Consider the following 26,780-nt stretch of genomic DNA (forward strand, 5'->3'; position numbering starts at 1 on the left):
CCGGTCAAACTTCAACATATTCAATATTTATCTGCTAGCAGATTGAATCATACTACAATACTTTGCTCAGGAGGGGAACCATTTTATGTCCTTTGATAAGAAAAAGAGTACATTGGCGCTCTTGGCATTGGCAGTGAGCGCATTTGCAATTGGAACAACAGAATTTATCAGTGTAGGTTTATTGCCACTTATAGCGAAAGATTTACAAATTTCAGTCACGACAGCTGGATTAACGGTTTCACTGTATGCATTAGGGGTAACCTTTGGGGCGCCTATCCTAACGTCTCTTACATCTAGTATGTCACGTAAGTCTTTATTACTTTGGATTATGATTGTTTTTATAATTGGCAACAGCATTGCAGCCAGTGCTGATAGTATCGGTGTTTTACTAGGTGCCCGTGTTATTTCTGCATTTTCACATGGGGTGTTCATGTCGATTGGATCTACTATTGCTGCTGATTTGGTACCGGAAAACCGCCGGGCAAGTGCGATTGCCATCATGTTTACAGGGCTTACGGTAGCCACTATTACAGGCGTTCCGTTTGGTACGTTCATCGGCCAAGAATTTGGGTGGAGAACATCCTTTATCGCAATAGTCGTAGTTGGAATCATTGCGTTCATTGCTACTAGCATCCTTGTTCCATCTCAATTGCGTAAAGGTGTTCGTACAGCATTACGCGACCAGTTCAAACTACTGTCGAATGGCCGATTATTACTTTTATTTGCGATTACAGCCTTGGGATATGGTGGGACGTTCGTTGTCTTTACGTATTTATCACCACTGCTTCAGGAAATAACAGGCTTTAAAGAAGGAACAGTTGCTGTCATTTTGCTGGTATACGGCGTTGCAATTGCAATCGGAAATGTGATTGGCGGGAAGGCCGCAAACCGAAAGCCGATTGCCGCATTATTCTATATGTTTATACTACAAACCATCGTACTTTTCGTCTTAACGTTTACTGCTCCATTTAAGGCCGCAGCCCTCATAACCATCATTTTTATGGGGCTATTAGCTTTTATGAATGTGCCTGGATTGCAGGTTTATGTCGTAATGTTGGCTGAACGTTTTGTACCGAGTGCAGTAGATTTTGCTTCTGCCATCAACATTGCAGCATTTAACGCTGGAATCGCCATCGGTTCCTACTTAGGGGGAGTTATAACGGATTCAATCGGGCTCATTCATACGCCTTGGATAGGGGCATTGATGGTGGCAGGAGCGGTGTTTTTAACAGGCTGGAGCCGAGCGCTGGAGCGAAAAGATGAAAAATCGGCTGACAGGAATCACGAACATATTTTTCAATACAATTAGGGGGTTATTTTTATGACAGTAAAAAATTTAAAAGATACAACAACATTAAATAACGGAGTACAAATGCCTTGGTTTGGCATCGGAGTGTTTAAAGTGGAAGAAGGTCCGGAACTGGTTGAGGCAGTAAAAACAGCGATTAAACATGGGTATCGCAGCATTGATACAGCAGCCATTTACGGAAATGAAGAAGGAGTCGGACAAGGTATAAGAGAAGGAATGAAGGAGGCAGGCATTTCCAGAGAAGAATTATTTGTAACCTCGAAGGTTTGGAATGCTGATTTAGGGTACGACTCGTCTATCGCAGCCTACGAAAAAAGCTTAAACAAACTCGAGTTGGAATACCTGGATTTATTCCTCATTCACTGGCCTGTAGAAGGTAAATACAAAGAGTCTTGGAGAGCTTTAGAGACTCTTTATAAAGAAGGTAGAGTCAAAGCAATTGGAGTAAGTAATTTTCAGATTCATCATCTTGAGGATTTAATGAAAGATGCGGAAATTGTTCCAATGGTGAACCAAGTAGAGTACCATCCGCGTTTGACTCAAAAAGGGCTTCAAACGTTTTGCATGGAACACGGCATTCAAATGGAGGCTTGGTCACCGCTCATGCAAGGCCAGTTACTAGATAATCAAGTGCTGCAAGAAATCGCGGATAAGTATTACAAATCGGTTGCTCAAGTGATTTTACGCTGGGACTTACAAAACGGCGTTGTAACAATTCCAAAATCCACAAAAGAACATCGCATTGTTGAAAACGCGGAAGTATTTGATTTTATGTTAACAGAAGAAGACATGAAACGAATTGATGGCTTGAACCAGAATCATCGTGTCGGTCCAGACCCAGACAATTTTGATTTTTAAATAAAACGATTTTGGACTCATCATTAAGTTGGGTCCTTGTTTAGTTTACAATTAATAAAATATCTTAATATGCAGCACAAACCGTTTTGTTGTCTACCATATTCAGCTTGATAACAGTAACGACAGTTATTTTTTCTGCTCATTTGTTATTTTCATAATTAGTCTATTTTATTTAATATTAGCAGGCAAAATAAAAACCCCGTCCAAAAAGAATAACTTAAATGATATTTAAATATAAATGATTCGATGGCATGAAAATGGGCCATTTTTTCAGCGCATATTTAAACAAAGTAAAGCGATTTTATAATCCCTTAATGGAACGGGAGGGATGTTCTTGTTTAAAGAGAGTATCGACCCTTATTTGCATGTTCGCTATGCCAAGAATCCTGTTTATACCCCTGATGGTCAAAAGCTTAGCTTTATTGCTGATTATACGGGCACTCCACAGGTTTGGGAGCTCAATCGTGGGGAAGAATGGCCTGCTCAAATTTCTTTTACAAAAGAAAGAATTACCTTTGTTGGACTTGTTAAGGGCACTTCTGACCGGATTATTGGGATGGATGTGGGCGGAAATGAAAATCAGCAGTTGTTCTTACTCAAGGAGGATGGGAAACTGATTGAACTGACAAAGTCACCCAATCATGTTCATCGATATGGTGGCAGCTCCCCGGATGGAAAATGGATTGTCTGGTCAAGCAATCGCCGGAATCCAGCATTTTTTGATATTTATATTCAAAGTTTAGTAACACTGGAATATCATCCTATGTTAACCGGAGATGGCCTTTTTACAGCAGTGGAATGGTCTCCTGATGGGAAATCATTATTAGTCCAAAAGACAAATTCTCCCCTGGATAATGATTTAGGCATACTCGATCTGGCAACGGGGTCTGTTGATTGGATAACAGAGCATAAAGGAGAAGCGAGTTTTAGAGAAGTCCATTTTAACAAGGATGGAGATCATATCTATGTATTAACGAACAAAGATAGTGAATTTTTTGGGCTTGCACTTATCCATATAAAAACCAAGCATTTCGTGTGGCTGGAGCAAGGAAATTGGGATTTTGAAGAACTCGAAATGAATTCTGATAAAAATTTGTTAGCCTTTTCCGTGAATGAGGGAGGAGTATCTAAGGGGGTACTTTTAGACATAAATCGAAGTTACCTTTATTCCTGGAAAACACCAACTGGAATCATAAAAGATTTAAAATTTTCCCCTGATAACAAAAAACTGGCTTATGTTTTCAATGGCCCGGCATATCCATCTGATATTTGGGAGCTCGATTTAGAAAGCATACAGTCAGAAAGACTTACCTATGTTTCCCGTTCCCCACTACTTCAAGATAAATTAGTTGAGCCAGAGCTTATAAGTTATCGCTCATTTGATCATCTTGAAATTCCAGCATTTTTTTATAAACCAAAGATTACAACTGAAAAATTTCCGTTAGTCATTGTCATTCACGGAGGTCCTGAGAGCCAGTCTCGTGCTGTATACAACCCAGTTGTACAGTATTTAATCGGTAAAGGGTATGCGGTGTGCACACCAAATATTCGTGGGAGTACAGGTTATGGAAAAACGTTCACGAAATTAGATGATGTCCGAAAAAGAATGGATGCCCTGAAGGATATAGTTTTTTTAGTTGAATGGCTAAAAGTGAATGGGAACATCGATTCTAATAGGATAGGAATAATGGGAGGCAGCTATGGAGGATTTATGGTCCTCGCAGCCATCAGCCACTATCCACAGCTATGGTCTGCCGCGATTGATATTGTGGGGATGTCGAGCCTTAGAACATTCTTGGAAACTACCCATCCTTGGCGCAAGAAGCTTAGGGAAGCTGAATACGGAACGATTGAAAGAGATGGAGACTTTTTTGATAAAATCGATCCATTGAATCACACAAGTCGCATTACCACTCCGTTATTGGTGATCCATGGGGAAGGTGACCCTCGTGTCCATATTAAAGAATCCGAGCAAATCGTTAATAAACTGAAGGGAAAACAACACCCTGTTGACTTTATTCGCTTCGACGATGAAGGCCATACGATTTCTAAGCTAAAAAACAAAGAAATTGCCTACAAGGCAATCGTAGATTTTCTTGAACGATGTTTTGGAATCGAAGACAAAAGAAGCAGGGGATTTAAAAGGAGTCGGGAATATCCTTTCTTCTTTGATTGAATCTCAGGCAAAAAGGACTGACCAATCTTGGTTAGTCCTTTTTGCTAAGCAATGTATGGCCCATGGAGCGTCTATTACAGTAATAGTAAAGAATAGGACAAACAGCCTGCCGATATTCCGAGGATTGCTCCGACAATCACGTCAGATGGATAGTGGAGGCCTAAATAAATTCTTGATACTCCTACACATACACCCACGAGAATCAGAACCAAAGAAAATGTCGGGATCGTTAAGATATAGGGAGTCAAAACGGCAAATATGGCGGTTGTATGACCCGAAGGGAAGGAATGGTCCTGTAAGGGATTCTCCAGTATATTCGTTTTTTCAATCGTCAAATAAGGTCTTTTTCTCGGAAAAAATTCTTTTGCGAGATGGACCGGGATGTGGCTCGCTGCCAAAGCAAGAGCACTAGAAATAGCAAGGAGCCGCGTTTCCCTGGACCATGCAGTTAGAAAAAGAAGAATCGAGCTGATAATCGTAAATCTCGCTCCTCCGAAATGTGTGATCGTTCGAAAAAAGAGGTTTAACAAATAAAGATGAAAATACCGGTTAATTCTCTGGAAGATTCGACAATCGAATCCGTAAAGGACATGAATGATTTTGCTCATGCTCGTCTCCCCTTATAAGTAAAATACACACTTTCAATCTAAAACCCAAACATTGGGTTTCCTCCATTATAAAGGGAAAACGGCTAGTTTTTATGAAACTGGTGTTAAGAATAAATTAAGAATTGTAAATTGTCTTCTTCGGTTGATTCTTCAGGTTTAAATGATGCATAAGAACCGTCCCCATGCCTCAATATCATTGTCAGGATGTCTTCGGCGGCGGTTGCATGGATAAATGTTCTTTGGGAGTTTATTATTTTGTTGAGTTTTTCACCATTATTTTCGAGTAGGTTCGTTACAGTCAGTCTAATTTCCTTTGGGTTTTTGCAGACCACTCCCAAATTGAAAATTTCGGCGAAGGCTGGATTATCCTCTTCTTGACCTGGCAAAGCCCCTGTAATGATAAGCGGTGTATTGGCAGCGATAGCTTCAAACATGACATTGGGGCTTCCCCTGGTAAAAGCGATATCAGATTGCAGCATCAAATCTTGAATATTTTTCGTGAACCCATAAATCTCAACTCGATTACCATATTGGGGCTTAAGTGCTCTCTCCAGCTTTGCTTTAAGTTTTTCATTTCTTCCCGCTACAATTTTTACCGTACAATTGAAGTGATTAAGGAGGCTTTTTGCTATTTTCTCCATGTTTCCTACACCTTCACCCCCGCTCATGATTAAACATTTTAAGGGCTTTTCTTTTCCATAGAGTTCAGGTTGTGGATGGCTCTTACGGAAAAAGCGCGATCGGACTGGAAATCCTAACACCTGTATCTTCTTAAGCGGAATCCCAAACTCAATACACTTAAATTGGGCTTCAAACGTGGGACAAATAATGGTTTCTGCTCGCTTATCCAGCCATAGGGGGGAAATGTTTACAAGGTCAGCGATTAAGGTAATGAAAGGGATTTTTACCTTTTGCTTCTCTAGGATGTTCAAGATGGAGCCATTAAAATTGGGATGAACCGATAAAATCATATCGGGCTTTAAATCGTCAATAAGTTGAAGAAAATGATCTTTAATAAGTCCTTCAAAAAAATGGTTTACGATGGAAGGTTTTTCAGCTGATAGTTTCCAGATCATTTTCCAAAGTGTTTCGGATTTTCTTGTGAGGGGACCATAAGCTTCACCGATTTTTGACAGTAATGGCTTACCAAGCGAAAACCCATCCACAACATGAATTTTTACCCCATTGAAAGATTTGACTTTTTCACACAGCGCTTCTGTTATGCTTTTATGACCATGGCCTGTATGGTCGGATGAAATAATCAATAATGTCTTATCCATAGTATCAGCCCTTTTTAAGTTTTTTTATTGTTCGTACTATGAGTTCTGACACCTACGTAAAGAAATATGAAAAGAAAGAAGATATGAAAATAGCAAACAAGACGGTAATACCCGTCTTGTTCCAACTTTTTCTTCCTGCTTATTGACCAGAATTGCCATCTTCGTTTTGCGATCCATCATCTTGGGAACCATCGTCGGTTTGTTCAGTGTTCGTATCATCTGTTTTTGAACTGGTATCTGAGCATGCAGTTGCAACTCCGAGTAACATCAATGCTGACATCAAAGCAAATAACCATTTTTTGAATTTCATCTTTCTTCCTCCTTGAATGTTGCATTTTTTATTACAGTCTTATCATACAAGCTTTTGAGGAAAAAAAGAGGCGATTTTCCAATTCTTAACATGAATTAACCGTATCTATAAACGGCTTTAATAGTTTCTATTTAAAATTTACTTATAATTTACGAAACTGGATTTTTGGTTAATTTTCTTTTTTATAATTTCTTACTATAAAAGTTTTTCCTCGACATAAGTTTGTAGTAAAACTCCTATTCCGATATAATGAAAACTATTGATAGCAAGGGCTTCATCGAGTGAGAGTGGGTAAAATATGATTGATATCAGTAAAATTGTTCAAGGGAAAAATTTAACTGAAATAGATGTCCAGATTGTTCAATTTATCATTGAAAATATCGACACTGTTTTGCAAATGGGCGTACGGAAAATAGCAAAAGAAAATTTCACTTCTCCGGCAACTGTCATCCGCTTGTCCAAAAAATTAGGCTATACCGGATTTGTTGATATGTATTATCAGCTTCTGCCGCTTGTTAAAAAAGCAGATTTACCGCAAAGCGGCGTGATGGAGGATTTTTTGGAAATTAGTGAGAAGGATTTTCTAGACCATAATTCACTGGGGGATTTCCAATCCTTTATACACAATGTACTAAACCTTAAGCAAAGCTATATTTTTATTTATGCCACTGGTTTTTCCGCGATTGCTGCAGAATACTTGTATAAAAAATTATTGGTATTGGGCAGAAAAACAATTTTTGCAAGCGGAACTGATTCGGTTGGCGTATTCGAAAATAATTTGGAAGATATCGGGGCTTTGGTTGTCATTTCCAAATCAGGCGAAACACAGCTAATCATCGATAAAATACAAGCAGCCAAAGAGCATCAGATTTTTACAGTGTCATTCACAAAAGAAACAGACAATCGGATCGCTCAGCTTTCCGATTTGAATTTTAAAATCATTGACCACAGCAAACTGGACGACCGAAATATGCTGCCGAACAGCTTTTTTCCGAGTCTTATGCTGATGTTTGAATTTATTATCAAGCAGTATCTTGAAACGATATTGACTAAAAAAGACAGCAACGAGTGAAACGTGTTTCAATGTGTGAAACACGTTTTTTATCTTGTTGATTCTATCGACTATGAAACGGTTACATTGTATTCTAAACCTGTCGACGAAAACGAATACAAAAACACATACAGGAGGGGAAGGCAAAATGAAAGCGAAAGTCATGGATGGCATGCAGCGCTTTTCAAAAGCGATGTTCATTCCGGTACTTATTTTGCCGATTGCGGGTATTTTAATTGCCCTGGGAAACTTATTAACGAATGTAAGATTATTGGAAGTTATCCCATTTTTAAATAATCCGATCACAACAGGATTCGGGACCATCTTAACAGGATCATTGGTTTCGATTCTTGGTAACTTGGGACTCATCTTTTGTGTCGGGATCACGGTCGGTTTAGCGAATAAAGAAAAAGCGGTAGCTGGATTTACCGCATTGTTAGGCTATCTGGTGTTTGTCAATGCGATGAATAAATTTATGCAGCTGAGCGGGGTTCTTTATGAAGGAGAAACCTTGCAAGGGACTGGACAAACTCTTGTATTAGGTGTGCAAATCCTGGACATGGGTGTGTTCCTGGGACTAATCCTCGGTATCATCACTGCTATGGTCCATAACAAATTTATTGATACAGAATTCAATGGCGCTTTTCAGATTTACGGCGGTTCACGATTTGTCTTTATCGTTCTAATTCCAGTCGTTGTGCTATTATCTATCGCTCTTACATTTATTTGGCCATATTTCCAAACTGGCATTAATAAGCTTGGAACACTGATCAACCATAGCGGAAGCTTCGGAATTTTCTTATACGGAGCATTAGAACGTTTGTTAATTCCAACCGGATTACATCACCTTATCTATACACCATTTTTATACACAGAATTGGGCGGTACTGCTGAAGTTGGCGGCAAAGTATTCGAAGGGGCAAGAAATATTTATTATGCGGAAATTGCCGATCCAAGCGTAAAAGAGCTTTCCCCAAGCGTCGTATGGGATGCCCGCGGTATTTCCAAAATGTTTGGTTTAATCGGTGCTTGTTTAGCCATGTACCATACTGCGAAGCCTGAAAACAAAGCCAAGGTTAAAGCTATTTTGATTCCTGCTGCGGTTACATCTTTTATCGCAGGTGTTACAGAACCAATTGAATTTTCATTTATGTTTGTTGCACCATTACTATTTGTGGTTCACGCATGCTTAAGCGGTTTAGCAATGGTAACATTCCATCTATTTGATGTACGTGCGATTGGACCAAATGGAATGATTGACTTCTTACTATTCAATCTACCGCTCGGAATTCAAAAGACACACTGGCCAATGTACATTTTAATCGGATTAATCTTCTTTGTGATCTATTACGTGGTCTTCCGCTTCTTGATTGTAAAATTCAACTTCAAAACAATCGGTAGAGAAGATGAAGGTAATGAGACGAAATTGTATTCAAAGAAAGATTACAAAGCAAAGAAAAGTGCAGGAACAGCTGGGGATCCTGTGCCGCAAGGAAATGACGGAATTGCCCCTGTAATCGTCGATGCCTTGGGTGGAGCAAGCAATATTAATACTGTCACAAATTGTTATACACGACTTCGCTTAACTCTGGAGCATCCTGAAAGGGTAAATGAAGATGTGTTGAAAAAAGAAACAGGTGCTAGCGGAGTTATTATTAAAGACAAAAATGTACAGGTTGTTTATGGCTTACAGGTAACAAACATCCGTAAAGCGGTAGACAGCTACTTGGGATTAAGCACAAACGAATAGATATTTTTACAGATAAAAACATGTAACAACTAGAGAAAACAGATTAGTAAAGTAGAAGGGATGGAGAACATGAAGAAATTTTCAGTAGTAATTGCAGGCGGAGGCAGCACCTATACACCGGGGATTGTGATGATGCTATTGGATAATCTGGACCGTTTCCCGCTTCGAAAATTAAAATTATATGATAACGACGAACAAAGACAAGCAGTCTTAGGGGAAGCACTTGAGATTGTCATGAAGGAAAATGCACCAGATATCGAGTACTCTTTCACAACCGACCCGGAAGAAGCATTCACCGATATCGACTTCTGTTTTGCCCATATTCGTACGGGAAAATATGAAATGCGCGAAAAAGACGAAAAGATTCCATTAAAGCATGGGGTCGTCGGCCAAGAAACCTGCGGACCTGGCGGCATCGCGTATGGAATGAGAAGCATCGGTGACATGATCGAGTTGATTGACATTATGGAAAAATATTCACCGGATGCTTGGATGTTAAACTATTCCAATCCTGCAGCAATCGTAGCGGAAGCTTGCCGCGTGCTTCGCCCAAATTCCAAGGTATTGAACATTTGTGATATGCCTGTTGGAACGCTGCGCCGAATATCGCATATCATTGGCAAAGAGCCAAAGGACTTGGAAGTACGTTATTTCGGATTAAATCACTTTGGCTGGTGGACAAGCGTAAAAGATAAAGAAGGACATGAATATCTTCCTGAAATTCGCGACTATGTGGCAGAAAACGGCTATTTGACACAAAAAGAAGTGGATACCCAGCACACAGATGCAAGCTGGCAGGAAACACATAAGAAAGCGAAGGATTTGTTGGCGGTCGATCCAAGATTCTTGCCTAACACCTATTTAAAATATTATTTCTACCCTGATTATGTGGTGGAACATTCCAATCCTGACTTCACGCGGGCTAATGAAGTCATCGCCGGCAGGGAAAAGACGGTCTTTTCAACAGCAAGAAACATCGTTGAAAGAGGAACTGCGGAGGGCTGTGAATTTGAAATGGGCGCTCATGCTGTCTTTATCGTCGACCTTGCTCGTGCCATTGCCTTCAACACGCACGAAAGAATGCTGTTAATCGTCGAAAACAATGGCGCCATTGCCAACTTTGACGACGATGCCATGGTTGAAGTTCCATGTATTGTAGGCAGCGACGGTCCAGAACCATTAAGCCAAGGAAAGATTCCTGAATTCCAAAGAGCATTAATGTACCAGCAGGTAACAGTCGAAAAATTAGTCGTCCAAGCCTATATCGAAGGCAGCTACCAAAAACTATGGCAGGCGCTGACACTATCAAAAACAGTACCAAGCGCCAAAGTAGCAAAAGAAATCTTAGACGATCTAATTGAAGCCAATAAAGCATACTGGCCAGAATTGCACTAAAATGATGCATGGGGACGGTTCTTATGCATCATCTGTAAGAATCGTTTCGATGGGTTTTCATAGTAATTTAATATAAGATGAATGAAAGGCGAAAGAAGCGGAGAGCTTTTTCGCCTTTTCATACGGGCATCTTGCGATAGGAGGATAATAGAATGTTTAAAAAGCTATTTGGAAAAAAAGAGACAACAATGACACTTGTTTCTCCGATTACAGGAAAAGTGGTCAAAATTGAAGATGTTCCTGATCAGGTGTTCAGCCAAAAAATGATTGGTGACGGGATTGCAGTTGAGCCAACTGAAGGAGTAGTCGTAGCGCCGATGGACGGTGAGATTGCGCAAATTTTTCCAACCAATCATGCTGTTGGAATTCGCAGCAAAGATGGCTTGGAAATCCTCATTCATATCGGAATGGAAACGGTCGCGATGGGTGGAGAAGGCTTTGAAGGTCATGTAAAACAAGGTGATCAAGTTAAAGCGGGTGACAAGCTTGTTACCTTTGACGTGGAGTTGGTCAAGGAAAAAGCAGAAAGCATTATTTCGCCAGTTGTGATTACAAACTTTGATGCAGTCGACACTTTAACTAAAACGGAGGAAACCTCAGTTACACGTGGGGGATCTGTTTTGTTGCAGGTGAAAATGAAGTAGAAATAAGACTCGTTGTTGGGTTAGAAAGTTGTGTTACAAGAGAACTCTACAAAATATTGCAAAAAGACCAAACGTATATACGTTGGTCTTTTTTTATTACTTTTTCATATCACATCGTATAATTCATAGGATTTCCCTTATGGTGTTTACCAGGGAAAAATCCCATTTATATTAAGGATTTTTCATTAATATTTGTTTCGCTTAAGGCGAATTAAAATGGGCAAGAAAATTATGCTTCTACTTTTGATGGCTGAAGAACGAAATCAACATATGCTTTAGCATTTTCGGCAAGTTCTCGATCTGAGACATGCATAACACCATTTAACACAAACAATGGTAGAAACTTCGTGCCAATGAGATTGCTAGTTTGCTGTAAAGGAGTTGTTAAGGTCTCCATGCTAAAATGATTATAGCCTTTAGGCTGATAAGATTCTTCCGGTCCAAAGGTTGAAATCGCAAGACCTAGTTCTTTACCGTGAAGCTTGTCGCCGCCTGGGCCATAGGCCCAGCCGTAAGAGAGCACTTCATCCTGCCATTTTTTTAACAAAGAGGGCGTGCTGTACCAGTAGAATGGAAACTGAAGAATAATACGATTATGTGATTCTAATAGGCTTTGTTCGTGTGCTACATTAATTTTCCCGTCTGGATAAGTCTGATAAAGAGTATGAATCGTAATGTTTTCGTGTTTTTTCAACTCCTGCATCCAAGTGCGGTTAATTCGAGATTGTTCCAAATTTGGGTGGGTGATAATTACAAGAGTTTTCATTTGTAAGTCTCCTTTTTGATTTCAATTATTGTTTCATCGGGATTTTTTTATTTGTATATGCAAATGAAAGCTTAAAAAATTTTACTTTTCTTCAAATATAATTTCTGTTTCCGTTTGATTTTCGTACATGCTATAAAATGTATTCGCAATATTTTCAGGTGAGAAATAGGTTCCTTCTTGAACAAACCCTTTAATCGTTAACGTTCCAACATAAATTCCTTTTAGACTCAATTCTTGGTGCAAGCTGTATGCTAAATTTCTAATACCTGCTTTTCCAATTGCTAATGAAGCATAATCAGGATAGGGGTGAAGAGCTAATCCGCCGCCCGTTAACAAAATAGTTCCATTTTCCATATGGGGAATTACTTCTTTAACGCTGGTAAGAGCTCCTGCTACACTGATTTTAAAATCTTCCACTAATTGATCCACGCTTAATGTTGTTGGTTTGCCTGGTCTTCCTGCGGCAGCATTGTATAAGAGTACATCAATTTTTCCGTAAGTCTTAATGACTGTCTCAATGGCGGTTTTTAAAGATTCTTCTGAGGAGACATCCCCTGGGAATCCTGTTGCTTCAATCCCATCATTTTTAAGTTCATTTTCATATTTTTGTAATGACTCCATGCTGCGGGAAATAAGAGCAACTTTAAAGCCTTCTTTTCCGAATTTTCTTGCTGTATTTAAGCTAATCCCAGGTCCAACACCGACAATTAGCAATATCTTATCTGACATAACAACAGCCTCCTAGTTTATTTGTATATGCAAATGAGAGGATAAAAAAATTATTGTTCTTTTTCTAGCTTATTGCTTGATTCATGAAGCATTTTACTTAAATCCTTACTGAACTCGCGTCCTAAGACTTCGGAATAGCTGTTAAACAATTCTTTTAAAGACACCCGAAATTGATGGTACACTTTTTCTCCTTCTTCAGTTAAAGAGATAAATGTTTGTTTTCCATCCATTTTTTTGGTCACCAGTTTTAATTTTTCAAGTTTCTCAATAAACCTCGTACTGGTCGAAGGTGCAATGGATAACTTGTGGCATAGTTCCTTCTGCGTGATTTCCGGATGGAAATTTACAATCATAATCATGTAAAGATATGAAGGTGCTAGGTCACCAAAATCAAATGTTTTTTCGGCTAATTTTGTAATGTTACGAGCAAACCGGCTGGCTGTAAAGTAAAGACAATGAATTAATACCTGTTCTTCTTCATTCATTTGATCAAATCCTTATATTCATTTGCATATACAAATTAACACGAAATTACGTTAAGGTCAACTAAATTATGATACATGGGGACGGTTCTTATGCATCATTTTCAAGAATCGCTCGATGAGTCTTCACAGAAATTTAATTTCATTATTATTGAATGAAAGGCGAATAAATCGGAAAGCATTATTTCGCCAATTGGATTACAAATATTGGTGCAGCCATCCATCCATTTCAAACTTGAAATTGTCAAAAAAACGATTAATCTCGATGGATTTATAAAGATAATAGTTTTTATCAAGGAAAACTTTTTGCATTAAGGAAACTTTTTAGGGGAATTAAATAATATAAGAATAAAGGGAGTGATAATGGTGTTTCCATCTAAACGAATTAAGAAAAAAATCCTATTACATTCCTACTTATGTAAAGTGTTAGGGATTATTAGTGACCAAGAATATAATACAATTGTAAACAATATCAGTTCTCACGAACATTAACTATAGATGAAAAAGATGTTAAGAACACTATGACAGCTTCTTATTCAGCGTACAATTCAGAAGAGATAAAGAAGAGAGAGATGGAAAATCCATCTCTCTCTTCAATGAAACTACTGTATCCAAAGTTTAAATAACCCTTCAGTTACCCCTAGGTCGTACATATAAAATATCCCAAACACGATACTAATCAAGCCAGTTATTTGAGTAAGTGATTTATTTAGCCCAACTTTTTTGGAGCTAAAAACGAAAGGAATTCCGATAATGGTGGTAAAGAAAAGCATTCCAATTATGGTTCCTACACCGAATATAAGGATATAAAGGGCCGCTTCCCAAACACTATGAACGGTACTCATGGTTAAAAGAACCATAGCACCAGATCCTGCAAGACCATGAATTAAGCCAATCACCATGGACTTTAAGTATGAGACATTTTGATGTTTATGTTTATGTCCGTGTTTTCCCATATGAGTATGAGAGTGAACATGTTTATGTTCTTCTCCATGGTGTTCATGCTGATGTATGTGGATACTCTTAAATGAAAGGACAGTTGAAACTCCGAGATAAACAAGCATGATACCAACTAAAAATTCTAATGACATCGCCCATTTTTCAGGTATTTCGCCTTTCATAAGAATAATGATAATCCCGATAATAAATAATGTAGCAGTATGACCAATTCCCCAGAATACTCCTGCTAAAGACGAACGTAATAATTTTTTACTTTGACTAGCAATGGTAGATACAGCAATCACATGGTCTGGTTCTATTGCGTGCTTGATACCCAGCACAAATCCTAAAGCAAGAATGGATAGAAAACCTACCTCCATTAAATAACCTCCTTAAAAATAGTAAAAAGCAAACACCATATATTTGTTTGTTGGATGGAATTTCAAAAGAATTTAGAATGGTTATAAGCATTAATCAATAATATCATAGAATGGATTATCTTTATTGATAAAATTGTTAAATGATAATCAACAATTTTTATAGATTTGTTGAGTAAACAACGAAATGAGTTTTTTTAACCATTGAAAGCATCTTGGTTCTATTTATAATGATAAACAGACGTTGATTAATCTTGCTAAGAGAGAGCCTAGTATTAATGAATAGAACACACTAATTAATTTTACTATATCGGTGTGCCTCTTTTATTAATGATATGTTAACTTCAGGCATTCCCTATATTAGCGAGAATCTTAAATAATAAATTTAAACAAACGGGGACAATAAATTAGGCAGACGTCGGCGCCCTTGTAGAAAGGATTAACTAAATAGAAAGATTTGTCTATAGGAGGAAACCAATAGATATTCATGATTTCTTAGCACACTTAAACCAAGGTAAAGCAGTTGAGGGCGGTTCGGAAATGCACCAGATGATGCACAATCTTTCGCAGGAAGCATTGAAGTTAACCGCCGAGCTGAACGGACATTATCATACTCCGGAAGAAATTCGAGAATTGTTTTCTCAGTTGACAGGTAAACCGGTAGATAAAGCATTTGCAATGTTTCCTCCTTTTTATACAGATTGCGGGAAGAACATCACTGTCGGCAAAAATGTCTTTATAAACTCGGGCTGCCGGTTTCAGGATCAGGGCGGCATTACGATTGGTGATGGTGTTCTCATCGGACATAATGTCGTGTTGGCTACTCTCAATCACGACATTGATCCGAAAAAGCGCAGTACTTTGCAACCTGCACCAATTGTGATTGGTAACAATGTCTGGGTGGGAGCAAATGCCACTGTGGTCCCTGGTGTGACCATTGGTGATGGTACCATCATCGCCGCAGGTGCAGTTGTGACCAAAGATGTACCTGAAAATGTCATTGTAGGCGGTGTGCCTGCAAAAAAGATCAAAATCAACGAAACCTAATAGAAGCAATTCTGTTTTTTAATAAATTAAAAAAACATATGAGAATGAGATAAAAGAGGGCGTCTAAAAGCTTTGACCTGCTTTTTGGACACCCTCATTTTTTTTATTGACCCCTATTCCAGGTTTCTGTCCAACAATGCCCCCGTCTGCTCTGCCATTACACGAGCTGACAAAGGCATTCCATTCTTGAACCACCATTCCACTGCCCCAACGACCGCTGAACCAAAAAATTGAAGAATAACATCTTCACTTAATCCTTGATTTTTCCCTTCGGTTGTCTCCACTTCAGCTCTAAACTCTTGAATAACTAAATCGAGAAAACGACTTCGGAAATAGGGTGCACCTTTACTGGCTAACATCGTTGAAAAAAATAAATAATGACGCTCAAAGTATTCGTACCAGACATAATTTCCTTCTTGAAACGTCATCTCAGCCGCCAATTGGCATAGTTCTCGGAGATTGTCCATATGTTCTTCAATCATCTTATCCAAGAGGTCGTATTTATCGGTGTAATGAAGATAGATGGTTCCTCTATTAACATCTGCTCTGTCAGCAATATCCTGAATGGTAATGTCGTCAAAGCTTTTTTCAGCCATCAGTTCGGTTACAGCATTTTTGATTGCTACTTGGCTTTTGGCTATTCTTCTATCTACTTTAGGCATTTCATTCACCAGTCTTTCTAAGATAATCAACAATTTTAATTGATTTGTTGAGTAATCAACGAATTGCGTTATTTTAACCATTGAAAGTATGAAGGACTTTTTTATAATTATAAACAGTTGTTGATTAATCAATCAATATTAATTTTTTAAGCAGCATGTTTTATATGTCTTGGAATATTAAAAGTAAACTTTCTTCAAACTGGAGGCTTAGTTATGGACCGCATTGAAAAGAGCAAAGAAAAATATAAACAGCTATTCGGAAATGGAGTACCAGTCGCATACGCTACTGATCCTGATTTTCAGGACATCCTTAGCCGCTTCATTTTTGGGGAAGTGTTCTATCAAGGAAATCTGGATGACAAGCAACGTGAACTTATCACTTTAGTAGTTCTTACTACTAACCAAACGCTGCCTCAGCTCAAGGCACATGTAGCTGCCACACTGAATGTCGGTCTCACACCTGTAGAAATCAAAGAGGCCGTTTACCAGTGTGCTCCATACATTGGATTTCCAAAAACATTAAACGCCATCAATGAAGTCAATGAGGTTTTCCGAGCAAAGAATATTGCATTACCAATCGAAAGCCAAAAGCAGGTGGATGAAGAAAATCGCTTTGACAAGGGACTATCCGTACAAGTAGAGATTTTTGGTGAGATAATCGCAAAAATGCGAGAGGCTGCCCCCGTAAATCAAAAACATATGCAGGATTATCTTTCGGCTTTCTGCTTTGGAGACTTTTATACCCGTGGTGGACTCGATTTGAAAACGCGGGAATTGCTGACACTGTGCATCGTAAGTAGCCTGGGCGGTGCTGAAGGCCAAGTAAAGTCACATGTGCTTGGTAACAAAAATGTAGGCAATGACAAGGAAACGTTGATCACTGCCATCATTCAATGCCTCCCATATATGGGCTTTCCGAGAACACTGAACGCATTAGCTTGCATCAATGAAATGATTCCAGAAAGTTAAGAAAGTAGAATAGGGGATTCCGCATATTATTTGCAAAACTTTTATCCGGCATGACTGAAGAGTTTTATTTGATGACAAGGTACAAAAAAATATAACAACTCAAAGGAGACAAAAGCATGTTTAATGAAACTTATAAATTATCAAATGGTGTAGAAATTCCGAAATTAGGTCTTGGTACCTGGCTGCTTGACGATGCACAAACAGCACAGGCAGTGCGTGATGCGGTATCTATCGGATATCGTCATATTGATACTGCTCAGGCTTATATGAATGAGGCTGGTGTAGGTGAAGGAATTCGTTCCTGTGGTGTTGCAAGAGAAGAACTTTTCATCACGACAAAGGTTGCAGCAGAAGCAAAGACCTATGATGCAGTAACAAATTCCCTTGATGAGTCTTTAGCAAAGATGGGACTGGATTACGTTGACCTTCTGATTATCCACAGCCCACAGCCTTGGAAGGAGTTCCGTGAGGAGAACCGTTACTTCGAGGAAAACAAAGAAGTATGGAAATCTTTGGAGGATGCTTATAAGACAGGCAAGGTAAAGGCAATCGGTCTTTCCAACTTTCTTCAGGATGATGTAGAGAATCTTCTTGCAAGCTGTGAGATCAAGCCTATGGTAAATCAGGTATTGGCACATGTGAGCAATACTCCTTTTGAACTAATTGATTTCTGCCAGAAGAATGACATCCTGGTAGAGGCATATTCACCTATTGCACACGGTGCCGTTCTGGATAATGCAGAAATTAAAGTAATTGCAGATAAGTATGGAGTATCTGTTGCTCAGCTTTGCCTGCGTTATTGCTTACAGCTTGGTCTTGTAGTCATTCCTAAGACGGCAAATCCGGATCACATGAGAAACAATGCGGAGCTTGATTTTGCTATCAGCGATGCAGATATGGAGACTTTGAAGAAAGTGGAGCACATCCAGAATTATGGTGAGCATAGCTTCTTCCCTGTATTTGGCGGGAAATTGAAATAAAAAGGAGATTTATAATGGAATACCGTACAGTAGGAAAAACAGGAATTAAAGTTTCAAATTTATGTTTTGGTGCCATGTCTTTTGGCGGGGACGCTGATGAAGAAAAATCTAAAGCAATGTATAAACGTTGTCGGGAAGCTGGTATCAACTTTTTCGATACTGCCGATGTTTATGGGCGTTCCGAGGAAATTTTAGGAGAGTGTATTGCACATGAAAGAGACGAAATTGTTTTAACGTCAAAAGTGTTCTGGAACACGGGTGCTGATGTGAATGCTAGAGGTTTGTCCCGAAAACATATCATGCAAGGTATTGAAAATAGCCTGCGTCGGTTAAAGACGGATTTTATTGATTTTTATTTCGTCCATGATTTTGATGAACAAACTCCAATGGAGGAAACGATGCGGACACTCGACGACTTACAGCGTCAAGGGAAGATTCTTTACCCGGCAGTAAGCAATTGGGCTGCTTGGCAAATTACAAAGGCATTAGGAATTTCTGCAAAAGAACAACTTGCTCGTTTTGAATTAATCCAACCGATGTATAACCTGGTTAAACGCCAAGCAGAGGTGGAAATTTTACCAATGGCTGCTTCCGAACAAATGGGTGTTATTACTTACAGCCCGCTTGGTGCTGGACTACTATCAGGAAAATATGGAGTGAATAAACGTCCTGAGCAGGGCCGCCTTGTCCAAAATGCCCGATACAGTGACCGTTACGGTGCTGATGAAGATTATATTACGGCTGAACAGTTCACCAAATATGCACAAGAACATAATGTGAAACCTGCAACTCTAGCCGTTGCTTGGGTAAAAGCAAATCCTGCTGTAACTGCTCCAATCATTGGTGCACGCAATTTGGATCAATTGGAAGATTCTTTAGCAGCTGCCGATTTTAAAATGACAGAAGACATGTACGTTGAAATCTCCAATTTATCAAGAACACCTTCACCTGCAACGGATCGAACAGAGGTATTAACAGGTAAATGGAGGTAAGAGTTATAAACTCTTGATGAAGTGGATAAAGAAGGGTGTATAATGTATACACCCTTTTTTTAACGTTAAAGGGCTAGGGGAGGGGATTAGAAAAAGGTTATGGTTTATTTATTACTTATTTTATTTGTATTACTAATTTTCATCTTATTGTTTATCAACATAAGTCCAGCTTTCGGTAGCAACCCAAGTAAAAAACAAAAAGAGCAATTTAGTAAGTTGGCCAATTATGTGGATGGTAAATTTATCAATCCAGAACGAACAAAGTTAAATATGGGCGCAGCGGATTATTTCTCCATGCTTGAGGAAAATATTTCCGGTGCTAAAGACCGTAATCCTCAAGGTCAAATTCCTGTTTCCGAGATCGATTGGAACCAAATTAAAAGTGAGAAAGATAGTTTAACTTGGTTTGGTCATTCGGCTTTTTTAGTTAGTATTGATAATAAAAAAATACTTGTAGATCCCATGCTAGGTCCAGTTGCTTCACCTGTTTCGTTCGTAGGAAGCAAACGTTACAGCGAAGATATGCTGCATCTTATTGATGAAATGCCGCCAATTGATGCTGTTTTTATTACTCATGATCATTACGACCACTTAGATTATCCATCTATTAAAAAATTAAAGAACAAGGTCAATCATTTCTACGTTCCTCTTGGTGTAGGTGCACACTTGATTAATTGGGGAGTTAAAAAAGAAAAAATAACAGAATTAAATTGGTGGGATGAATCAAAGTTTCAAGGCTTAACGGTGGCATTCACCCCTTCCAAACACTTCTCTGGCAGAGGACCATTAAATAGAAATTCCACTCTTTGGGGCGGATGGGTCATTCTTGGAGAGAAGACACGTTTCTATACTAGCGGAGATGGCGGTTATGACACACATTTTAAAGAAATTGGGAAGAAATATGGACCTTTTGATCTTACGTTAATCGAAGGCGGACAATATGACCGGCGTTGGTCTTGGGTTCATATGACACCTGAACAATCGGTTCAGGCTCATTTAGACGTAAATGGCAAGAATATGATGTTAATTCACTGGGGAGCCTTTACCCTTGCTTATCATGGTTGGACAGAACCGATAGAACGAGCAATAAAAGAAGCCAAAAAATCAGGAGTTAATATAATTGCTCCTAAAATTGGCGAAACAGTTCCATTAGATGGGGAGTTCTCCATTCCTAGCTCCTCTTGGTGGACAAAATTAAATGAAGTAGGTAAAAAAGATGAAAAGAACAATTAAAAATGGCACAATCCTTTATCATTAAGGAAAAAAATTGACTATTTCTAAGATGAAAGACGTTACTGGACTCGCATTTTATAGACGAGTCCTATTTTTATTGTGATAAGGATTGTAGACCTATCTTTTTTCGTTATTTATATACTTCTCGACATAAATAGATTTATTCTCAGCCGCTATCTAGTAAAAAGGTTTGTCATAATGGATGAATCTGTAGATTTTTGTAAAACTATTGAAGTTTACTAAACTATTAAATTAAATGATAATTTACTGGAAATCGCTTACAAATATTAAGGGGGAGTACGATGAAACGGAAAAAAACGATGGCTGCTTTGTTAACGGCGGGATTAATTTTGAGTGTCAATGGTGCCTATGCCAAAGGACCGGAGGCAGGTGTACCAAACACCAATGCGGCATCCGCATTTGATAACAAGATTATCAAAAAAATAAGTGCTGACAACATGTATAACCACATTGCCTATTTATCAGAAGTTCCTCGCCAGGCAGGGACTCCTGGAGAACTTAGAGGTGTTCAGTACATAGAGAGCCATTTTAAACAATATGGCTATGAGACAGAGGTGCAGCCTTTCCCCATCTATACTGTTGTTAGAAATAACGTCAGCGGCTTATTGGAAATTGGCGGGGAGAATTTGAAGCCCTATGTGTTTTCTGGTTCGTACAGTGGAGAGGTAACAGCAGAATTGGTGGATGTGGGTAAGGCGCTAGCGGGTACGGTGCCTGACAGCGTAAAAGGGAAAATCGCCCTGATTGAACGAGGCGACATCACCTTCGTCCAAAAGGTACAAAATGTTTTTGATAAAGGTGCAGTTGGGGTTGTGATGTACAACAATACCGGTACATCGAACGCGTTTGGCCAAGCTACTTATGGTCAAAATATTCCTGCCGTTGCGATTACTAGAGCCCAAGGTTTGGCACTGGTAGAGAAATTGAAAAACGGCACACTAACAGCCCATATTAAAGTCACAGGATCTGGTGTGGAAGAAAAAACCTCCTATAATGTAATCGCCAAAATGAAGCCAAATAAAAACAAAGACACCGGACAAGTTGTTATGATTGGCGCACACCATGATTCTGTTCAAAACGGACCGGGAGCGAACGATGATGCCTCCGGTGTATCAGCTGTCCTGGAGCTTGCAAGAGTCATGGCCGATGCACCGACTGATACAGAGCTTCGCTTTGTGACATTCGGCTCTGAGGAACTGGGGCTGTTAGGTTCCTACCATTATGCAGGGACATTAAGTGCTGATGAAGCTGACCGCATCGTGGCCCACTTCCAAATGGATATGATCGGAAGCAAAGATGCTGGCGGCGACAATAAGGCGAACGGTTTAATCATGTATACCATTGATGGCAAGAAAAACTTGGTTACTGATCTTGCTTCCGCTGCAGGTGACAGAACGGCATTGGGCGAAGTCGTTCCGTATGGCCAATTGGGACGAAGTGACCATCAGCCATTCCATGAACTAGGCATACCGGCAGCTTTATTCATTCACTCCCCGCTCGAGCCATGGTATCACACACCTGCTGATACGTTAGACAAAATTGACAAAAACAAACTGCAAGAAACAGCTGAAATTGTCGGTGCTTCCGTCTATCAAATTGCTCGACCGGACACCCCGGCCCTACAACATTCAAGAGTAGCACCGCAACCGGTCGACTACGACTTTGAAAACCGCCCACCGGGAGCATAAATCGAATAGAAGAAGTGGTTCTTTCAATGGTGCCTGACATCGCCCGCAGACAAACCTGGTGCTCATCTCCATTGGAAGTATCACAGCGAGAACCCCGATTAATGTCGGGGTTTTTTTCAGATTTATTAAAAAACACGAATAATTTTTTAAAAACGATAAATTTTTCGTTAGAATTAAATCAAAGTATAATTACAAAGAGTTAGTCTAAGAGTAACACTTTAAAGAAAGGAAGATTTGCAATGAAGAACTCTTTAAAAGAAAATGCTGTGTCGTTTTTGCAACTGGTTGCGTCGGGGGAAGTGCGCGAAGCATACAGTAGGTACATTAGTCCGGATTTTCGCCATCATAATCCTTTTTTCCGTGGAGATGCTGACTCTCTAATGCTCGCAATGGAAGAGAATGCTGCCCAGAATCCTAACAAAAGCCTTGAAGTAAAACGTGTCATTGAAGATGAGGAAATGGTTGTAGTTTACTCCCATATAAAACAAAAACCTGATGACCTTGGGGTGGCAGTGGTCCATATATTCCGCTTCCATAACGAATCCATCGTCGAATTGTGGGATGTAGGTCAGCCTATACCGGAGAATTCTCCCAATGAAAATGGCGTGTTTTGAGCTAGGATTCCTTCCCTAACTGTACACATATAAGAAAGACCATCCAAATGGATGGTCTTTCGGCCGTAGGAAACCTTATCGCACTGTTGCCAAAGTAAAACCTATTCTTATTAAGTTTACTTCAAGCAACCTAACCTTAATCCATATTAACAAAAACACTTTTCACTTCAGTATAGGCATCAAGCGCATAAGATCCCATTTCACGCCCAATTCCGGACTGCTTGAAACCACCAAATGGCGCGGCTGCATCTACAGCATTATAACTATTGACCCAGACCGTCCCGGCTTGTAGTTTACTAGCTACATAGTGAGCATTGCGAACATTCTCAGTCCAAACGGCTGCAGCAAGGCCATAAGCAGTGTTATTGGCACGTTTTATTACTTCATCTAAATCATCAAACGGCATAGCAACAAGGACCGGGCCAAAAATTTCTTCCCTTGCAATTGTCATATTGTCCTCTACGGCTGAGAATATCGTCGGCTCAACAAAATACCCGCTATCAAATGGATTTCTTCCACCTGTTAACATTTCAGCCCCCTCTTGCTGCCCTTTTTCAATATAGCTCATCACGCGATTTTGCTGTTTTTCTGTAACAAGTGGTCCCATTTGCGTATTCGAATCTAGCCCCGGTCCCTGTTTGATACTTTTTGAATAAGAGACAAGGTCAGCTACGACATTATCATACGCTTTCTTTTGGACAAACAGACGAGAGCCGGCAGTGCAAACTTGCCCTTGATTAAACATGATCCCCATCAGTGAGCCAGGGATAGCTTTTGTCAAATCTGCATCTGGAAGAATAATATTCGGTGATTTTCCTCCAAGCTCTAATGTCACTCTTTTGAGAGAATCAGAGGCAAGGCGCATAATCTGTTTTCCCACTACTGTTGATCCAGTAAAGGCGACTTTGTTAACCATTTCATGCCTTACCAGCGGTTCGCCTGCTGTCGTTCCAAATCCCGGAACAATATTAACCACTCCATCAGGGAAACCGGCTTCCTGTATCAACTTAGCTAAATACAAGGCTGACAGCGGCGTTTGCTCTGCTGGCTTCAAAACGACTGTACAACCTGTTGCAAGTGCAGCCCCTAATTTCCAAGCGGCCATTAAAAGAGGAAAATTCCAAGGAATAATTTGGCCAACTACACCTACAGGTTCATGTCTAGTATAGGTAAAGAAATTACCGTTTACCGGGATGGTCTGCCCGACGATTTTAGTTGACCAGCCGCCATAATATCGAAAGTGTTCAATGGCTGTCGGAACATCAAAAAATTTAGATTCATTAATCGGTTTTCCATTATCTAATGTTTCAAGTTGTGCTAGTTCCTCTAAATTCTCTTCCATTAAGTCGGCTAATTTATAGATAAGACGGCTTCGATCAGAAGCAGTTAGTTTAGACCAGGGACCAATATCAAATGCCTCCCGTGCAGCTTTTACAGCACGATCAATATCTGCTTCTTGGGCTTCATATACGGTGGTAATGACTTCGCCGGTTGCAGGATTTTTGGTTTCAAATGTCTTTCCGCTTACAGATTCAACCCATTTCCCGTTGATAAACAGTTTTTTAGTACCTTTTAGAAATTCAGCCACCTTTTGGTTTAATTCCAATGTTTGTACCATTTACATTCCTCCATATATGCAAAATATTTGTCACACAGAAATATTTCCTCAATTAATAAAATCATGACCTTCCGATTTACACCCGACAAATTCGGTTTATTCTAATAATCCTTACTGAATCCACCTCCTTGATTGTTAATGATGCAAAAACCATGCCAAAATGATTTATTAGATATTTAACGAAAAATAATTTTTAAAAAATCACTTTTACTTAAGCTGTTTCCTTTATTTGAAAGTCATTCTGCATACAAAACTGTTAATATCAAGTAATTTTGGAAACATCAATTTCAATCATTTTCTGTTTTAGTTTTAAGACATGTAGTTTTATAAGTGAAACAGAAATTCAGAAAACTAGGATAAAAATGGTGTTTTTATATATTGGTAATTACCATTATGAGATTGGCATGATTATTGCATGGTTAATAAATAGAACGTGAGTAGCTAGGCAAAAAGAAAGGGTGATTTAATAGATTTCTTTTGAGAATGTTGGATAGAAGCTTTAGAAATGAAAGGGTTTTCTTGCATTGGCGAAACGAGACATTATAATGGGCTTTTTTAAATCTCTTAAAATGATGGAAACAGAATTCTTTTTTGAGGTAGAAGGGGGAGACGTGAAAGGTGAAAAGAAAATGGTTAAATATAGGATTTTTGGTATTGTTAAGTATGATTTTAGCTCTTACAGGATGCTCTTCCAATCAAACAGCAAAGAAGTCCACAGGGACAACCCAAAATAAATCGAGCGGAGAAAAAGTATTAAAAGTTGCACTGACTAGTGACGCGACACGGTTGGATCCTCATTTCAACTCAACAGCATCAGACCTCACAGTAACCCAGCCAATATTCAATGGACTAATTCGCTTTAAACCAGGTACAGTTTCAGGAGAGGAAATTGAAGGAGATTTAGCGGAGTCATGGGAAACGAATCAGGAAGGAACAATTTGGACTTTTCATCTTCGTAAAGGTGTCCAGTGGCATAACGGATACGGGGAATTTACGTCGTCCGATGTAAAGTGGACTTTTGAAAGATTACTAGATCCTAAAACAGGCTCTCCATTTAATTCAGAGTTATCAGTAATAGAAAAAGTTGAAGCACCTGATCCTTATACTGCAGTATTTTATTTAAAAAACCCAGATTCTGCATTTCTTCTTCGAATTCTAATGGATGGTTCTGCAGGGGCAATTGTCAAAAAAGAAGCAATAGAAGCTGCAGGAAAAGATTCGATGGTAAAACCGGTAGGTACTGGACCTTTTATGTTAAAAGAATATAAACAAGGCCAAAAAGTAGTCTTAGAGAAAAATCCTAAATACTTTCGCGGGGAACCTAAATTGGATCGAATTGAGTACCTAATCATGAGTGACCGAAATGCTATTGATGTGGCATTAGAAAAAGGCGAAATTCAAATGGCATTAGGTGAGGGTGACCATCTTTGGCTGCAACAAATGGAGAAAAAAACAAATATGGTTTTAGATTTTCCTGAGCCTAATATTTTTTGGGGACTTTTCTTGAACACAGCAATGAAGCCATTTGACGACATTCAAGTAAGAAAGGCTATTGCACATGCGATTGATATTAAGAAATATGTAAAAGAAGTATATGGGTCAAGTTCCGCAGGACAGTTAGCTTCGGGCCCAATTCCAAGCAAAATATTCGGGCACACTGATTTGGGGATTTATAAATACGACCCTGAATTATCGAAAGAATTATTAGCAAAAGCAGGATATACGAATGGACTCACACTCCCTCCTCAATTTCTGAGCTCTCGGGACACCTATGTTAAATTGATGACTTTTATTCAAGAAGAACTTAGAAAAGTGGGAATAAATATGGAGTTAAATAAAGTAGATGTTCCAACATATGGAGCTAATATTCGAAAAGATTTAAATGGTCTTGTGCTTTATGGTAGATCACCAAAGCCTCATGCTGCTTTCGCGTTGGTAGACCATTATTACGGGCCTTCAACCGTTGGTATGCAAACAGCAAAACTTAATTTTTCGCACTTTAATAAATCAGACCAATTAATTGAGGCAGCAGGAAAAGAATTAGATACCAATAAAGCGAAGGAAATGTACAAAGAGATTCAAAAACAGATCATGGACGACTATGTTGTTGTTCCTTTAGCCCAAACAAAAAGTGTACTTGTACGAAGTAAAAATGTGGTATTAGGATATGACTTTAAAGGTACGATGAGCTATTTTTATCCAATTACCGAGACGACAAGCATAAAGTAACAACGCTCTTACAATAAAAAAGAAGTAGATTTTTTCCTTAACAGAGTTTTAAA

24 protein-coding genes are annotated in these 26,780 nt (G+C 39.1%); 15 read left to right on the forward strand and 9 right to left on the reverse strand.

What is annotated here, in order from left to right; translation table 11 throughout:
• Positions 1–85 precede the first annotated feature (85 nt).
• The 3 genes from KHB02_RS12760 (at position 86) to KHB02_RS12770 (ending at position 4,343) form a co-directional block, all read left to right on the forward strand.
• The gene (locus KHB02_RS12760; protein ID WP_213145545.1) at positions 86–1,309 is read left to right on the forward strand and encodes an MFS transporter; all 1,224 of its coding nucleotides are present in this window, start codon (positions 86–88) and stop codon (positions 1,307–1,309) included.
• 12 nt (positions 1,310–1,321) lie between these two features.
• Positions 1,322–2,167, forward strand: coding sequence for an aldo/keto reductase (locus tag KHB02_RS12765; protein WP_213145546.1), 846 nt, complete (start codon positions 1,322–1,324; stop codon positions 2,165–2,167).
• Between the two features lie 334 nt (positions 2,168–2,501).
• Positions 2,502–4,343 carry a S9 family peptidase gene (locus tag KHB02_RS12770; protein WP_213145547.1) on the forward strand — a complete coding sequence of 614 codons (1,842 nt, stop codon included), beginning with the start codon at positions 2,502–2,504 and terminating at the stop codon, positions 4,341–4,343.
• 74 nt (positions 4,344–4,417) lie between these two features.
• Here KHB02_RS12770 and KHB02_RS12775 read toward each other — a convergent pair whose 3' ends face one another.
• The 3 genes from KHB02_RS12775 to KHB02_RS12785 form a co-directional block, all read right to left on the reverse strand.
• Positions 4,418–4,951, reverse strand: a complete 534-nt coding sequence (locus KHB02_RS12775) for a phosphatase PAP2 family protein (RefSeq protein ID WP_213145548.1) — start codon at positions 4,949–4,951, stop codon at positions 4,418–4,420.
• Positions 4,952–5,055: 104 nt separating this feature from the next.
• Complete coding sequence (locus KHB02_RS12780) at positions 5,056–6,231, reverse strand: MGDG synthase family glycosyltransferase (protein WP_213145549.1); 1,176 nt, start codon at positions 6,229–6,231, stop codon at positions 5,056–5,058.
• 139 nt (positions 6,232–6,370) lie between these two features.
• Complete coding sequence (locus KHB02_RS12785; RefSeq protein ID WP_213145550.1) at positions 6,371–6,541, reverse strand: hypothetical protein; 171 nt, start codon at positions 6,539–6,541, stop codon at positions 6,371–6,373.
• A gap of 298 nt (positions 6,542–6,839) precedes the next feature.
• Here KHB02_RS12785 and KHB02_RS12790 point away from each other — a divergent pair, with 298 nt between their 5' ends.
• The 4 genes from KHB02_RS12790 to KHB02_RS12805 all read left to right on the forward strand — a co-directional run bounded on the left by KHB02_RS12790 (position 6,840) and on the right by KHB02_RS12805 (position 11,381).
• Positions 6,840–7,613, forward strand: a complete 774-nt coding sequence (locus tag KHB02_RS12790) for a MurR/RpiR family transcriptional regulator (RefSeq protein ID WP_213145551.1) — start codon at positions 6,840–6,842, stop codon at positions 7,611–7,613.
• A 127-nt stretch (positions 7,614–7,740) separates the two neighbouring features.
• Positions 7,741–9,342: a PTS transporter subunit EIIC gene (locus tag KHB02_RS12795; protein WP_213145552.1), complete on the forward strand. Its 1,602-nt coding sequence runs from the start codon at positions 7,741–7,743 to the stop codon at positions 9,340–9,342.
• 69 nt (positions 9,343–9,411) lie between these two features.
• On the forward strand, positions 9,412–10,737 hold the full coding sequence (locus tag KHB02_RS12800; protein WP_213145553.1) for a 6-phospho-alpha-glucosidase: 1,326 nt from the start codon (positions 9,412–9,414) through the stop codon (positions 10,735–10,737).
• A gap of 152 nt (positions 10,738–10,889) precedes the next feature.
• Positions 10,890–11,381 carry a PTS sugar transporter subunit IIA gene (locus tag KHB02_RS12805; RefSeq protein ID WP_213145554.1) on the forward strand — a complete coding sequence of 164 codons (492 nt, stop codon included), beginning with the start codon at positions 10,890–10,892 and terminating at the stop codon, positions 11,379–11,381.
• A gap of 229 nt (positions 11,382–11,610) precedes the next feature.
• Here the strand turns inward: KHB02_RS12805 and KHB02_RS12810 are convergent, their stop codons facing one another.
• From KHB02_RS12810 to KHB02_RS12825, 4 genes are all read right to left on the reverse strand, one after another.
• Positions 11,611–12,147: an NAD(P)H-dependent oxidoreductase gene (locus KHB02_RS12810; RefSeq protein ID WP_213145555.1), complete on the reverse strand. Its 537-nt coding sequence runs from the start codon at positions 12,145–12,147 to the stop codon at positions 11,611–11,613.
• A gap of 81 nt (positions 12,148–12,228) precedes the next feature.
• Positions 12,229–12,876, reverse strand: coding sequence for an SDR family oxidoreductase (locus KHB02_RS12815; protein WP_213145556.1), 648 nt, complete (start codon positions 12,874–12,876; stop codon positions 12,229–12,231).
• 50 nt (positions 12,877–12,926) lie between these two features.
• On the reverse strand, positions 12,927–13,361 hold the full coding sequence (locus KHB02_RS12820; RefSeq protein ID WP_213145557.1) for a MarR family winged helix-turn-helix transcriptional regulator: 435 nt from the start codon (positions 13,359–13,361) through the stop codon (positions 12,927–12,929).
• Positions 13,362–13,960: 599 nt separating this feature from the next.
• Positions 13,961–14,677: an urease accessory protein UreH domain-containing protein gene (locus tag KHB02_RS12825; RefSeq protein ID WP_213145558.1), complete on the reverse strand. Its 717-nt coding sequence runs from the start codon at positions 14,675–14,677 to the stop codon at positions 13,961–13,963.
• 537 nt (positions 14,678–15,214) lie between these two features.
• On the opposite strand from KHB02_RS12825, the gene KHB02_RS12830 reads away from it, so the two are divergent.
• Complete coding sequence (locus tag KHB02_RS12830; protein ID WP_213145559.1) at positions 15,215–15,721, forward strand: sugar O-acetyltransferase; 507 nt, start codon at positions 15,215–15,217, stop codon at positions 15,719–15,721.
• A gap of 113 nt (positions 15,722–15,834) precedes the next feature.
• Here KHB02_RS12830 and KHB02_RS12835 read toward each other — a convergent pair whose 3' ends face one another.
• Positions 15,835–16,383, reverse strand: a complete 549-nt coding sequence (locus KHB02_RS12835; RefSeq protein WP_213145560.1) for a TetR/AcrR family transcriptional regulator — start codon at positions 16,381–16,383, stop codon at positions 15,835–15,837.
• A 213-nt stretch (positions 16,384–16,596) separates the two neighbouring features.
• Between KHB02_RS12835 and KHB02_RS12840 the strand changes: the two genes are divergently transcribed.
• The 6 genes from KHB02_RS12840 to KHB02_RS12865 all read left to right on the forward strand — a co-directional run bounded on the left by KHB02_RS12840 (position 16,597) and on the right by KHB02_RS12865 (position 22,880).
• Positions 16,597–17,352 (forward strand): carboxymuconolactone decarboxylase family protein, encoded by a 756-nt coding sequence (locus tag KHB02_RS12840; protein ID WP_213145561.1) that lies wholly within the window; start codon positions 16,597–16,599, stop codon positions 17,350–17,352.
• 116 nt (positions 17,353–17,468) lie between these two features.
• Positions 17,469–18,332, forward strand: a complete 864-nt coding sequence (locus tag KHB02_RS12845; protein ID WP_213145562.1) for an aldo/keto reductase — start codon at positions 17,469–17,471, stop codon at positions 18,330–18,332.
• 14 nt (positions 18,333–18,346) lie between these two features.
• Positions 18,347–19,324: an aldo/keto reductase gene (locus tag KHB02_RS12850; protein ID WP_213145563.1), complete on the forward strand. Its 978-nt coding sequence runs from the start codon at positions 18,347–18,349 to the stop codon at positions 19,322–19,324.
• Between the two features lie 99 nt (positions 19,325–19,423).
• The gene (locus KHB02_RS12855; RefSeq protein WP_213145564.1) at positions 19,424–20,557 is read left to right on the forward strand and encodes an MBL fold metallo-hydrolase; all 1,134 of its coding nucleotides are present in this window, start codon (positions 19,424–19,426) and stop codon (positions 20,555–20,557) included.
• A 302-nt stretch (positions 20,558–20,859) separates the two neighbouring features.
• Positions 20,860–22,266 carry a M28 family peptidase gene (locus tag KHB02_RS12860; RefSeq protein ID WP_213145565.1) on the forward strand — a complete coding sequence of 469 codons (1,407 nt, stop codon included), beginning with the start codon at positions 20,860–20,862 and terminating at the stop codon, positions 22,264–22,266.
• A gap of 239 nt (positions 22,267–22,505) precedes the next feature.
• Entirely contained in the window at positions 22,506–22,880 is a 375-nt protein-coding gene (locus KHB02_RS12865) for a nuclear transport factor 2 family protein (protein WP_213145566.1), read from the forward strand.
• 136 nt (positions 22,881–23,016) lie between these two features.
• Here KHB02_RS12865 and KHB02_RS12870 read toward each other — a convergent pair whose 3' ends face one another.
• Positions 23,017–24,498 (reverse strand): aldehyde dehydrogenase family protein, encoded by a 1,482-nt coding sequence (locus tag KHB02_RS12870; protein WP_213145567.1) that lies wholly within the window; start codon positions 24,496–24,498, stop codon positions 23,017–23,019.
• A 618-nt stretch (positions 24,499–25,116) separates the two neighbouring features.
• Between KHB02_RS12870 and KHB02_RS12875 the strand changes: the two genes are divergently transcribed.
• Entirely contained in the window at positions 25,117–26,727 is a 1,611-nt protein-coding gene (locus KHB02_RS12875; protein WP_213145568.1) for an ABC transporter substrate-binding protein, read from the forward strand.
• The last annotated feature ends 53 nt before the right edge of the window (positions 26,728–26,780 follow it).

This window comes from Neobacillus citreus (genome assembly GCF_018343545.2).
GTDB lineage: Bacteria > Bacillota > Bacilli > Bacillales > Cytobacillaceae > Neobacillus > Neobacillus citreus.